The following is a 13,034-nucleotide window of genomic DNA, read 5'->3' on the forward strand; positions in this document are numbered from 1 at the left end:
TATTTTAGGCTAGATAAAATACAGTACGCCTTAACTCTTTGACTTAACGGACTTACTCAACCGTTATATAACCCAATACTTACAAGGAACAGCAACGTTTTGGACGACATCTCTACGGGTATCTTGTTTGCGCTACTCGCGTGTCTTATCGTCATATCAGGTTACTTTTCCGGTTCAGAAACAGGGATGATGTCTCTGAATCGTTATCGCTTAAAACACTTAGCCAAAAACGGGCATAAGGGTGCTAAGCGAGTCGAAAGACTATTAGACCGTCCAGATCGTTTGATTGGTCTTATTCTTATCGGCAACAACCTCGTTAATATTCTCGCGTCTGCTATCGCGACCATTATTGGTATGCGTTTGTATGGTGATTTAGGTGTCGCTATCGCAACCGGTGCACTAACTATGGTTGTATTGGTTTTTGCCGAGGTTACCCCTAAAACAATTGCAGCGCTTTACCCTGAACGTGTGTCCTACGCGAGCAGTATATTATTGACCATACTGATGAAGTTACTGTCGCCTTTAGTGATGCTTGTTAACTTTATTACGAATGGCTTTATCCGCTTACTTGGCGTAAGAGCGGATCACTCAGCAGAAGATCATCTTAGCTCCGATGAGCTGCGTACGGTGGTAAATGAAGCTGGCGGTTTGATCCCTCGCCGACACCAAGACATGCTAGTGTCTATTTTGGATCTTGAGCACGTCACCGTGAACGACATTATGGTCCCACGCAATGAAATTACTGGTATCGATATTAACGACGACTGGAAATCCATTGTTCGTCAGCTAACCCACTCACCACATGGGCGCATAGTTTTCTATCGTGACCAAATTGATGAAGTGGTTGGTATGCTGCGCTTGCGCGAGGCTTATCGTCTGATGTTGGAAAAGAACGAATTCAACAAAGAAACGCTATTACGTGCTGCTGATGAGGTCTATTACATCCCAGAAGGCACACCATTGAACGTGCAAATGTTGAAATTCCAACGCAACAAGCAACGTATCGGTCTGATCGTGGATGAGTACGGTGATATCATCGGTCTAATCACTCTTGAAGATATTCTGGAAGAGATCATTGGTGAGTTCACGACGTCAATTTCTCCAAGCCTCTCTGATGAGATCAGTCCTCAAGGTGACGGAAGCTTCCTTATTGAAGGCAGCACCAATATCCGAGATATCAACAAAGGCCTGAAGTGGGATTTACCAACGGATGGTCCGAGAACGCTAAACGGGCTCATTTTAGAACACTTGGAAGATATTCCTGAGAGCCATCTAAGTGTGAGAGTAGCGGGTCACCCAATGGAACTTGTTGAGATTGAAGAGAACCGAATCAAGCTCGTTCGTGTTTATCCGAAGAAGAAAAAATCGACATCCAAATAACCAAAAGAAAAGCCTGACTCATGTCAGGCTTTTTTACTTATTGGGGCAATATGCTTCTTAATGAGCACCTAGTCGATGCGCAACTCTTTTAACATCGACTCAGGCAAAGCAAGTTCATCATTTTTGTTCACCGAAACACCAGCATCCAAAATGTTCTTTGCGATCTGTTGTGCTTCTTTTAAAGAGTGCATTGCTGCCGTGCCGCATTGGTATTCGTTAAGTTCAGGGATCTTATTCTGACTTTCTACCTTCAGCACATCTTCCATTGCTGCAATCCAAGCATCTGCGACTTGCTGCTCTGATGGTGTGCCAATCAGGCTCATGTAAAAACCTGTGCGGCAACCCATAGGCGAAATATCGATGATCTCAACAGAATCATCGTTTAGGTGATTACGCATAAAGCCTGCATAAAGGTGCTCTAGGGTGTGAATACCTTTTTCAGAAAGAATGTCTTTGTTTGGCGCAGTAAAGCGTAAGTCGAAAACAGTAATCGTATCCCCTTTTGGGGTCTGCATGGTTTTCGCCACTCGTACAGCGGGTGCATTCATACGAGTGTGGTCCACGGTAAAACTATCGAGTAAAGGCATTACATCTCTCCTGATTGTAACTCCAGTACCTTTCGGTAATGGATAAATGTCATTCATCCCTACAGCACATGAACTGACTGTGGGCTAAAAGAACCAGCTGCTGTTGTCTTCTAATTCCTGACGACATTGCTTCAGCTGCCAGCCATAAGTTTTCGCTGTTTGTTCAACACGTCGAGCGACTTTGATTAAACTAGGCTTTCGATTATAAGTACCTCGCTTATACCCACCTCGCCCTTCATGATAAGCCAGATACTGGTTATAGGGATCCCATAATGAAATCCCTAGCTGACGCCGTGTTTCATGAGTATACCAACCGACAAACATCATAGAATCATCGAAGTTGGTACGAGAGCCACCCTGACCTGTGGCATCTTGGAAGTCTTCCCAAGCAGGGTCTTGAGCTTGAGCGTAACCATACGCACTGCTGACTCGTCCCCAAGGAATAAACCCTAGCAAATAATCTTTAGGTGGTTTTGCATCGTGCCGAAAGCTGCTTTCTTGTTTAATGATGGCCATAGCGACATGAATAGGGGTCCCCCATTCATCTTCCATATCTTTGGCATCATCGTACCAACCGGATTTCTCTCGGAATATCTCGCATAAGTTATTCTGCTGCTTTGGCGGTGCCGTAGCACAACCTGCAAGTAACACGCTTCCAAGTACCGCTACTACTGACGACTTAATGTTCAACCGCACCAATCCTTAGTTAGTCATTACTGCTTCAGGTAAGCAAAGTAATCTTCCAAAAAATCATCAAAAGAAAGCGTGTCACTCTGCTCTGCTTGCTTTTGTTTTTCCACGGACGACGCTACTTCCGTTTCCATCGTATCTTGTGAGTAGTACTGATAACCGTGAGCTAGGTTTTCATCACGGTACTTCATACCAAGAGTACAACCAACTTTACCTAGCCCACCCAGCTCTTTCGTTAGCTCTAATAGTTGACCAGAGATCGTTAGTTCTGGGTTATCAATCCATGTCTCGAGTTGATTACACACATCTTGGTATGCACTGCCACCAGCGGTCATATCCATTTGCTGTGCTATTTGACGTAACTCGACGAAAACTCGGTGTGCCCAATCTTGTAGAGATAGACGTTCACCTTGACAACCAATTTGCAGCATTAGACCTTTTTCACGGCCAGAAACAATGACTTTATTCCAGTTATCGCGCCAACACTCTAATTCACAGTTATCCATAGGGTCTGAGTCTGACAAGGCCGCCCAGGTAAGGAAGAGATCCAAGAATCGTACTTGCTCTTCATTTAAGCCCACTGCGCTGAATGGGTTAACATCTAGAGAACGAACTTCAATGTATTCGACACCACCGCGTCGTAACGCATCTGAAGGCTTCTCACCACTTTTCGATACACGTTTTGGACGAATCGGAGCGTACAGTTCATTCTCAATTTGTAAGATATTGGAATTAAGCTGGCGGTATTCACCATCCACTTTTACCCCAATTTTCGCAAACTCTTCTGATGGGTGGCGAATCGCATCACTCAAACCATCGAGGTATTGGTCAATGCTGTTAAAACCAATTTTCAGCACACTTTGAGCACTATTGGTATAGCCAAGATCGCTCAAACGCAAAGACGTCGACTTCGGCAAATATAATGTCCCGCCAATCTTCTCGAATGGCAGATCGGTTTCACGACCTTGAATAAAAGAGCCACATAACGCTGGTGATGCACCAAAGAAGTAGGGAATCATCCAGCCAAAGCGGTAGTAATTACGGATCAACGCAAAGTACGCATCAGACTTAGCATCTTGGCGGGCTTGTTCATCTTGCTCGCCATAGAGCGCATCCCAAAATGTTTTAGGAAACGAGAAGTTAAAATGGACACCTGAAATAATTTGCATCAGGCTGCCATAGCGACGCTTTAGGCCTTCTCGGTACAGCGTTTTCATTTTCGCTGCATTCGAAGAGCCATACTGGGCTAACTGAATATCATCCTCTGAGCCTACGTAGCAAGGCATTGATAGTGGCCACATTTTCTCTTCACCCATTTTGGTTTGAGTGAAATGATGGATATCTTTCAGCTGTGCCATCAGTTCTGGAATTGCATGTGACACAGGCGTAATGAACTCTAACAATGATTCCGAAAAATCCGTTGTGATCCATTGATTTGTGAACGCAGAGCCTAACCCTTCAGGATGAGGAGTTGTAGCTAGATGTCCATCCTGACGATAGCGCAAAGTTTCTCGCTCAACACCGCGTCCAAACTGCTTAAATACTTCGGGGTTTGATGCAACTTTTTTTAGTCGCGCAGCAAAATCAGTCAAAATGAGGTTCGCTTATATTGGGAGCAGGACACTTGTTACATAACACAAGTGTAAGCTAAGTTATTGATAGTTAATGCATCTAGATAAATAACCCACGAAAAGTTGCTTATCTAGATGAATAGCGGAGAAACGTTTCTCCGCTATTAAATGTGTACTCTATCGAATGATTTCAAGCTCTTCTACGTCTTTCCCCAACTTTTCTAATTGAGGACGCAACGATTTAGCATCACCAACGACGATAATTTGATAGTCATTTGGATCAAACCATTTCTGAGCCAGCGCATTCAACGTCTGCTTATCAACTTTTTCTACGATAGCGTTTCTTTGCTGCAAGTAATCATGATCGAGGTTGTACTTAAGAATATCACTGATGAGCTCCGCTTTTTGTGTTGGCGTTTCATATTTCAGTGCATCTTTTTGACCGACCGCTTGACGCATAAATTTCATCTCTTCATCAGTAATACCTGACTGCGAGTATTCATTTAGCTCATTTTCCATCTCAATGATCGAAGCAACCGTTGCATCCGCTCGTACTTGCGCGGTGAAAACCACCGAGCCTGTTTCTGGATTACCAGAGAAATAGCCGTAAGCACCGTATGTGTAACCCTTGTCTTCACGTAGATTTTGGTTAATGCGGCTATTGAAGTTCCCAGCTAAGTTGAAGTTTGTCAGTTGGCTTAGGTAAAAATCGCCCGTTGCGTCGTAAGGCATACCTTGACGAACCATCATGACCACACTTTGCGGCGCTCCTGGTTTATCAACAAGATGGATCTTTTGCTCACCTAATGCAGCAATGCTTTGCGGTGCATACAATGGCGCAGCTTCATCTTGCCAGTTTTTCCAGAACGTCAGTTGCTGCTCAATTTCCTGTTTATTGATGTCACCAACAACGACGATTTGCGCACTTTGTGGCGTGTAATGCTTCGAGTAGAATTCACGGACATCATCCAACGTTAATGCACTGACACCTGCTTGCGTGCCGTCTTTTGGTCGAGCAAAAACCGAATCCCCATAGAGCACCTGGCGACTCGCTTGTGACGCCATCCAACTTGGATTTTGGTGCTCATATACCAGGCCTTCTAGCGCTTGCATTTTTACACGCTCGAAATCATCTTGATTAAATGCAGGAGACAGCAACATCTCTTCGACAATTTTTAACGTCGGCTCTAAGTTCTTTTCTAGAGCAGAAACACTGATGTTTGTTGTATAACCTGTGGCATTAACAGAGATAACACTACCCAGTTTATCAAGCTCAGCTTGAATCTCTTCGACACTGCGTTTCGTTGTGCCTTCTTGCAACATCGCAGCGGTCAATTGGGCAAGACCTTCTTTACCCTTTTCAACAAAACGTGTCCCGGCAGGTAGACTAAATTGCATCATCACCGTCGGCGTTTCATCGCTAACTGCACCAAGCAGCTCTGAGCCATTCTTGAAATGTAACTCGTACAGCTCTGGCATCGTCGCTTTCACTGGTTCTCCTACTGGCGGTTGCACTGAGCGATCGAAGTTATCGGTCGCACGACGATACGCCAATTGGTCATCGGAAATCTTCTCATATTCTGGCAGCGTACGCTTTGGCGTCACAAAGGTCGCAGGTTTTACGACAAGGTCTGTTTTTCCTTTTGGGACCACGCTTAGGGTCACTTTGTTCTTACCTTGAATAAAGTCCGTATACGCTTTTTCTACCGAAGTCGGCGTAACTGCACGGATTTGCTCAAGCTGTTGCTCAAGACGATCAGGATCGCCGAAAAATGTCTCGTTGGAAGCCAACTGAGTCACTTTACCTTTAACGCTTTCTAGCGCAAAAATAGCATCCGCTTCCGCTTTACCCTTCAACTGCTCAAGGCGATCCTCTGTCACGCCTTTTTCCGCAAACTGATTTAGTGATTGTAAAAGCTCGTCGTACAGTTTTGATAGGTCGCCTTTGTCTCCAGAATCACCCATTGCGTAAACGTAAAAGTTACACGCCAGTTCAGCACAATCATGGAATGAACCAGCATCGACCGCTTTTTGAGTCTTCACTAGGTCTTGATAGAGCACGCTGTTGGTACCGCCACCCAATACTTCTGATAATGTATCGAGAGACGCTTGGCTTTCTTCGCCATTGTAGGTTGTTGGCCACGCGATCATCACCATAGGTTGTTGAATACGATCTTCTAGAGTGATGTATTTATCTTCTTGCAGTTTTGCAGGTTGTTTCGGCGCATTTTCAACCTCAGGACCACGAGGAATCGAACCGAAGTACTTATTTACCCACTCTAGAGTTTGTTCAACGTCTAAGTCACCACCGATCGTGATAGTCGCATTGTTTGGGCCATACCAACGCAAGAAAAACGCTTTGAGGTCGTTCACATCAACACGATCAAGATCTTCAACATAACCAATGGTTTGCCACGAATACGGATGACCTTCAGGATATAGCGCTTCGGACATGCGCTCCCAAATTAAGCCATAAGGACGATTATCGTAACGCTGAGCTCGCTCATTTTTTACAGTCGAACGCTGAATTTCAAATTTGCGTTGAGAAACCGCATCCAACAAAAAGCCCATACGGTCAGACTCTAACCACAGCATTTTCTCGAGCTGGTTAGCAGGGACAGTTTCAAAGTAGTTAGTACGATCGCGGTTTGTAGTACCATTTAATGTGCCGCCAGCCTCCGTGATGATTTTGAAGTGCTCTTGGTCACCAACGTTCTCTGAACCTTGGAACATCATGTGCTCAAAGAAATGCGCAAAACCAGACTTACCCACTTCTTCACGAGCTGAACCAACATGGTAAGTCACATCCACATGGACCAATGGGTCAGAATCTTCAGGAGCTAAGATCACCGTTAAACCATTATCGAGTTTATACTTTTGGTATGGAATCTTAACTTTGCCTTCTTCAGCTTTCGATGACTCAACGAAAGTTACCCCTTTCGGCAGTGATGAAACTGGCGTATTTGATGCACAGCCCGTGATCACCAACAGTGAACACGCGCCAACCCAAAACATCTTCATGTACTTTCCTTAAAATAATCCGAGATAGATGGCCGCAAGTAAGCTATACCTAGCAGCCTTTCCTAAAAATATTAAAATCACGCAAGGCAGAAACTTCATTCTTAGCCACCCTGCGGCTAAACACAGCGGGTCTCCTATTACAGGTAACCAGCTAAAAAATAACCCCCAATAGCCATACTTAGAGAGCCACTTTAATGCGGTATGACCGTGCTTTTCCTCTTGTGCTTTGTTGGGAATCCACAAGCCAAGCCAATAATTTGTTAAGCCACCAAGCGTATTACCGATAGTAGCGACCATAACAATTGAAGAAACGGAGTATTGATTTAATGAGAGAGTGGCAACTAAGCCCGCTTCAGAACCACCAGGCAACAACGTGGCACTGAGAAAACCGGTCATGAAAAGCACCCATAATGCTGAATCTGAAAACCAAAGCGCTAAACTTTCAAAACTCGTGTTAAATGCTTCTAGCATGTCATATCAAGCAACACCTTGCCTCTGGTTCTTCCTGATTCGACCTGCTGGTGAGCACCAATGACATCACTCATAGGATAAACCTGTTGAATTTCAGTCTTCAGTAAGCCAACGCCGACCATGTACAACAAGGTATCTAACTGCGCAGGGTCTGGTTCAACCAACATGCCACTAGCCTCAAAGCCTAGGAGTTTGGCTTTTTCACAAATCAGCTCAGCAGTTATGGTTGGAACGGTGATGACTCTCGCATTATCTTTCAGGCATTTAAGCGCATCTAACGCAGCATCTCCGCCTACTAAATCAATCAAAACATCAACATCTTCAACACGTTCTGACACTGGTGCAAATTGATAGTTCACTGCATGAGCACCGAGCGTCGCAAGGTAGTCTAAATTTCGTTCACTGCAGGTTGTAAAGACTTCCGCTTTCGTCGCGATCGCAATTTGTACCGCGAGGTGTCCAACACCACCGGCTCCAGCGAGGATAAGTACGCGATCGTTTTCCGTCACATTAGCCTTACTGAGAGCTTGTGCCGCAGTTTGTCCCGCCAACGGTAATGCAGCAGCTGCCTCCAAAGTTACGGAGCTAGGAACATGACTTAACTCAGTTTCTGGAACACATATGTATTGACTGTAACCACCGCCTCGAACTGGGAAACCAATAAATCCAGCCACCTCATCACCTTCATTAAAACGTGATGCCCCCTCTCCACAAGACATCACTTTTCCTGAGATGTCGTAACCTGGCACCCAAGGTAAATTATCCTTATTCTGCGCTGCTGCCCAACCGAGCCCAGCTCGAGTTTTGACATCAATAGGATTTACGCCTGAAAAAGCGACTTTTACTAAGACTTCACCAGGCTGTGGTGATGGTGTAGAAGCATGTTGAATCGCGAGTACGTTGGCATCACCAAACTCAGTGATAACGATCTGTTTGTGTTCCATAAACCATTCCCTGCAAGAAAACAAAAAGGGATGCGAAAGCATCCCTTTGACTATAAACCATTTTGTTAACCTAAGTTAATCGTGATTTTGTAAATTGGTTGATCATTCCATTTTCAATAATGTCTAACCAACAAGTGCTAACAATATACCAGCCGCAACGGCTGAACCCAGCACACCAGCAACGTTTGGTCCCATCGCATGCATTAACAAAAAGTTTTGCGGGTTAGCTTGTAAACCAACTTTGTTTACGACTCGCGCGGCCATTGGTACCGCAGAAACGCCAGCCGCACCAATAAGTGGGTTGATGTCTTCTTTCGAGAACTTGTTAAGCAGTTTCGCCATCAGGACGCCCGCACCAGTACCGATACTAAATGCAACTGCGCCTAACCCCAAGATACCTAACGTTTCTAGGTTCAAGAACTGCTCAGCTTGCAGCTTAGAACCAACACCAAGACCTAAAAAGATAGTCACTATGTTGATCAATTCATTTTGAGCAGTTTTCGATAAACGATCGACCACACCAGCTTCACGCATCAAGTTACCCAAACAGAACATACCAACCAATGGCGTAGCTGAAGGTAAGAACAGAATCGTCATCAGTAATACAGCAAGCGGGAAGATGACTTTCTCCCATTTACCAACATGACGAAGCTGAGCCATCTTGATTTGACGCTCTTCCTTGGTTGTCAGTGCTTTCATGATTGGTGGCTGGATGATCGGCACCAATGCCATATAGCTGTATGCCGCGACTGCAATCGCACCTAGCAGATCTGGAGAGAGCTTACTCGCTAAGAAAATCGCTGTTGGCCCATCAGCACCACCGATGATCGCGATAGACGAAGCATCTGCCATGGAGAACTCCATGCCAGGTACATAGTTGAGCAAAATAGCGCCAAACAGTGTTGCAAAAATACCAAACTGCGCAGCCGCACCTAACCACAACGTTTTTGGGTTTGCGATCAAAGCACCAAAGTCAGTCATCGCGCCCACACCCATGAAGATCAATAGCGGGAACACACCCGATTCAATCCCAATGTAGTAAACGTAGTAGAGCAAGCCACCAGGCTCAGTAAAGCCAGCATTTGGAATATTCGCCAAAATAGCACCGAAACCAATCGGCAATAACAGTAAAGGTTCAAATCCTTTTTTAATTGCCAAAAACAGCAAGGTACAACCAACCAGCATCATACAGATTTGGCCGAACTCGAAGTTAGCGATCCCTGTTTCTGCCCAAAGGGTTAACAATCCGTCCATGATACTCCCTTACGCCAGGCTCAACAGAGGCGCACCTACTGTGACAGCATCGCCTTCTTTAACGTTCAGCTCTTGAACCACACCACCACGCGCCGCTCGTACTTCAGTTTCCATTTTCATCGCTTCAAGGATGAGCAATACATCGCCTTCAGCTACCTCAGCACCAGGCTGAACATTCACTTTGAAGATGTTACCTGCAAGAGGAGCAGGTACCGCTTCTGCTGAAGCATTAGAAGGTGCGCTAGGTGTAGCCGATTTTGCCAGTGCATTAGAAGGAGCAACAGATGTCAGTTCACCTTGAGGGCCAACTTCCACCTCATACACCTGCCCGTCAACACGTACACTATAAGTTTCTACACCACCAGTTGCTGGTTGAGCTACAGGTACAGCAGGCTTCTCAGCTTCTAGCGTTGGTGCAGGCTCAAATGCTTCTGGGTTTTCACGATTCTTAAGGAACTTAAGCCCAACTTGAGGGAAAAGTGCATAAGTGAGTACGTCATCAACACGCTCACTTGCTAGCTTAATGCCTTCTGATTTCGCTTTCTCCATCAGATCAACCGTAAGCGTCTCCATTTCAGGCTCAAGTAAATCGGCAGGACGACAGGTAATTGGCTCTTTACCATCAAGCACTTTCGCTTGCAGTTCTGCATTTAACTCGGCTGGCGCTTGACCGTACTCACCTTTCAATAGGCCAGCGGTTTCCTTGGTAATACTCTTATAGCGCTCGCCAGTAAGAACGTTAATCACCGCTTGCGTACCGACGATCTGTGAAGTTGGAGTCACCAATGGAATGAAACCAAGATCTTCACGTACACGAGGGATCTCTTCTAATACTTCATCAATGCGATCCGCAGCACCCTGCTCTTTCAACTGGCCTTCCATATTGGTCAGCATACCACCAGGCACTTGAGCAATCAGGATGCGTGAATCGACTCCTTTTAACTGGCCTTCCCACTTCGCATACTTCTTACGTACCTCACGGAAATATGCGGCGATAGATTCCAGTTGCTCGAGTTTCAAATTGGTATCTCGCTCGGTGCCTTCTAGCATAGCGACTACCGTTTCAGTCGGTGTATGACCGTAAGTACAACTCATTGAAGAAATCGCAGTATCGAGAATATCAATACCGGCTTCTACTGCTTTTACCGCTGTTGCTGTAGACAGCCCCGTTGTTGCATGACAATGAAGTGCCAATGGCACATCACAAGACGCTTTGATACGCGTGATAAGCTCTTCCGCTTCATAAGGCTTAAGTAAGCCAGACATATCTTTAATACACAGCGAGTGACAACCTAAATCCTCTAGGCGTTTTGCCAAGTCAACCCAAGTGTCTGCGTTATGCACTGGGCTCGTAGTGTAAGACAACGTACCTTGAGCATGCGCACCAACATCAACCGTTGCTTTAACGGCTTTCTGGAAGTTTCGCACGTCATTCATTGCATCAAAAATACGGAATACATCCATGCCGTTAGCATGCGCGCGTTCAACAAACTTCTCTACTACGTCGTCGGCATAATGGCGGTATCCTAAAAGGTTTTGACCACGCAGTAGCATTTGCATTGGTGTATTAGGCATCGCTTTTTTTAGTTCACGTAAACGCTCCCAAGGGTCTTCTCCTAAGAATCGAATACAAGAATCAAATGTTGCACCGCCCCAAGTCTCTAGAGACCAGTAACCAACCTTATCCAACTCAGCTGCGATAGGCAGCATATCCTCAATACGCATACGCGTAGCAAATAGTGATTGATGGGCATCACGAAGGACCACATCAGTAATAGCTAGTGGTTTAGACATGCTCTTAAACTCCTTTTTAATCCTAGTTCGGCTACTTCGCGAATGAGGCGCGATGTTTATGAATCGCAGCCGAGATCGCCGCCACTACTTGTGGACTAACAGCTGAAGAGGTTGATTGAATATTAGTGTTTGTTTTTGGTGCTGCGATCGGCTCTGGTACTTCTTCTGGTACCAATTTCGACATTAACCGAACGAGATAAACAAGAATAGTGAGGAAAATAAATACGACCGCCATCCCCGTTAGCATCAGGGTGGCCGCATCTACTAGCAGGCTTCCTATATTAGTCATGTTGCTTCCTTTCTTTGTCATCCTGACAACGTGCAGGACTTTAATAGTGTCAAATCCCGACCCATGGATTATCTCGATTGGTTAAATTTTGTCAATTTTGTTTAAGGAAGGTTTGTAGTAATCCTGATAAATGATTATTTATTCACTACCCAGATCACAGTTCATGACAAAATAATCACTTCAAATCGCTATCACCTTACGAACAGAGTAAAGGAGGACATAAATAAAAACTGCGATTTAGATTTCAAAATCAAATCGGGACTCACGCAGTAAAAACCAACAAAAACAAAAAGATGAACAAGATTAACAATAAATAAACAAATAACAAACAAAGTGACTACATGAGAGTGATTGAAATGAAAAATGGAAGTCAGTGTATAGGAGGGATAATCAGGATGATTTCACACGATGCGACAGAAGCTTGATAGCAAATTGCTTAGATACGCACATATTCGCTTTTAAAAAAGAGGAACATAGGCTCTAGTGATCCTACGCCATATTTCAGATGTCTAGATACAAAAAAGCCTCGCAATTGCGAGGCTGTTTCAATGAGTGGCGCGTCCTGGAGGATTCGAACCTCCGACCGCCTGGTTCGTAGCCAGGTACTCTATCCAGCTGAGCTAAGGACGCGCAGTTTTCGATATCGACTTTCGTCAACATCAGGGCATTACCCTGCAATAAGTGGCGCGTCCTGGAGGATTCGAACCTCCGACCGCCTGGTTCGTAGCCAGGTACTCTATCCAGCTGAGCTAAGGACGCGCAAGTTTTCGATATCGACTTTCGTCAACATCAGGGCATTACCCTTTAATAAGTGGCGCGTCCTGGAGGATTCGAACCTCCGACCGCCTGGTTCGTAGCCAGGTACTCTATCCAGCTGAGCTAAGGACGCGCAGTTTTCGATATCGACTTTCGTCAATATCAGGGCATTCCCCTTAAATAAGTGGCGCGTCCTGGAGGATTCGAACCTCCGACCGCCTGGTTCGTAGCCAGGTACTCTATCCAGCTGAGCTAAGGACGCGCAAGTTTTCGATAT

Annotated in this window: 10 protein-coding genes and 4 tRNA genes; 1 reads left to right on the forward strand and 13 read right to left on the reverse strand. The window is 45.2% G+C overall.

Going from position 1 to position 13,034, the window contains the following annotated elements; translation table 11 throughout:
- The first annotated feature begins 99 nt into the window (after positions 1 to 99).
- The gene (locus IQP38_RS25060) at positions 100 to 1,380 is read left to right on the forward strand and encodes an HlyC/CorC family transporter (RefSeq protein WP_005379948.1); all 1,281 of its coding nucleotides are present in this window, start codon (positions 100 to 102) and stop codon (positions 1,378 to 1,380) included.
- A gap of 68 nt (positions 1,381 to 1,448) precedes the next feature.
- Here the strand turns inward: IQP38_RS25060 and luxS are convergent, their stop codons facing one another.
- The 13 genes from luxS to IQP38_RS25125 form a co-directional block, all read right to left on the reverse strand.
- A complete protein-coding gene (gene luxS, locus IQP38_RS25065; protein ID WP_005379945.1) occupies positions 1,449 to 1,967 on the reverse strand; it encodes an S-ribosylhomocysteine lyase in 519 nt (172 codons plus the stop codon).
- Positions 1,968 to 2,051: 84 nt separating this feature from the next.
- Positions 2,052 to 2,657 carry a hypothetical protein gene (locus IQP38_RS25070; RefSeq protein ID WP_005379943.1) on the reverse strand — a complete coding sequence of 202 codons (606 nt, stop codon included), beginning with the start codon at positions 2,655 to 2,657 and terminating at the stop codon, positions 2,052 to 2,054.
- A gap of 23 nt (positions 2,658 to 2,680) precedes the next feature.
- Positions 2,681 to 4,249, reverse strand: coding sequence for a glutamate--cysteine ligase (gene gshA, locus IQP38_RS25075; protein ID WP_193838128.1), 1,569 nt, complete (start codon positions 4,247 to 4,249; stop codon positions 2,681 to 2,683).
- Positions 4,250 to 4,405: 156 nt separating this feature from the next.
- Positions 4,406 to 7,249, reverse strand: a complete 2,844-nt coding sequence (locus IQP38_RS25080; RefSeq protein WP_017635925.1) for a M16 family metallopeptidase — start codon at positions 7,247 to 7,249, stop codon at positions 4,406 to 4,408.
- 9 nt (positions 7,250 to 7,258) lie between these two features.
- Positions 7,259 to 7,720 carry a YqaA family protein gene (locus tag IQP38_RS25085; protein WP_005379938.1) on the reverse strand — a complete coding sequence of 154 codons (462 nt, stop codon included), beginning with the start codon at positions 7,718 to 7,720 and terminating at the stop codon, positions 7,259 to 7,261.
- Positions 7,714 to 8,664, reverse strand: a complete 951-nt coding sequence (locus IQP38_RS25090; RefSeq protein WP_005385434.1) for an NADP-dependent oxidoreductase — start codon at positions 8,662 to 8,664, stop codon at positions 7,714 to 7,716. Before IQP38_RS25090 ends, IQP38_RS25085 begins: the two co-directional genes overlap by 7 nt.
- A 123-nt stretch (positions 8,665 to 8,787) precedes the next feature.
- Complete coding sequence (locus IQP38_RS25095) at positions 8,788 to 9,918, reverse strand: sodium ion-translocating decarboxylase subunit beta (RefSeq protein WP_005379935.1); 1,131 nt, start codon at positions 9,916 to 9,918, stop codon at positions 8,788 to 8,790.
- A 9-nt stretch (positions 9,919 to 9,927) separates the two neighbouring features.
- The gene (gene oadA, locus IQP38_RS25100) at positions 9,928 to 11,712 is read right to left on the reverse strand and encodes a sodium-extruding oxaloacetate decarboxylase subunit alpha (RefSeq protein WP_017635927.1); all 1,785 of its coding nucleotides are present in this window, start codon (positions 11,710 to 11,712) and stop codon (positions 9,928 to 9,930) included.
- A gap of 31 nt (positions 11,713 to 11,743) precedes the next feature.
- A complete protein-coding gene (locus IQP38_RS25105) occupies positions 11,744 to 12,001 on the reverse strand; it encodes an oxaloacetate decarboxylase subunit gamma (protein ID WP_005379932.1) in 258 nt (85 codons plus the stop codon).
- A gap of 553 nt (positions 12,002 to 12,554) precedes the next feature.
- A tRNA-Arg gene (locus IQP38_RS25110) sits at positions 12,555 to 12,631 on the reverse strand.
- 52 nt (positions 12,632 to 12,683) lie between these two features.
- Positions 12,684 to 12,760, reverse strand: a tRNA-Arg gene (locus IQP38_RS25115).
- A 53-nt stretch (positions 12,761 to 12,813) separates the two neighbouring features.
- Positions 12,814 to 12,890 (reverse strand) — tRNA-Arg (locus IQP38_RS25120).
- Positions 12,891 to 12,942: 52 nt separating this feature from the next.
- Positions 12,943 to 13,019 (reverse strand) — tRNA-Arg (locus tag IQP38_RS25125).
- Between the last annotated feature and the right edge of the window lie 15 nt (positions 13,020 to 13,034).

The sequence above is a fragment of the Vibrio sp. OPT41 genome, assembly GCF_015163595.1.
GTDB lineage: Bacteria > Pseudomonadota > Gammaproteobacteria > Enterobacterales > Vibrionaceae > Vibrio > Vibrio alginolyticus.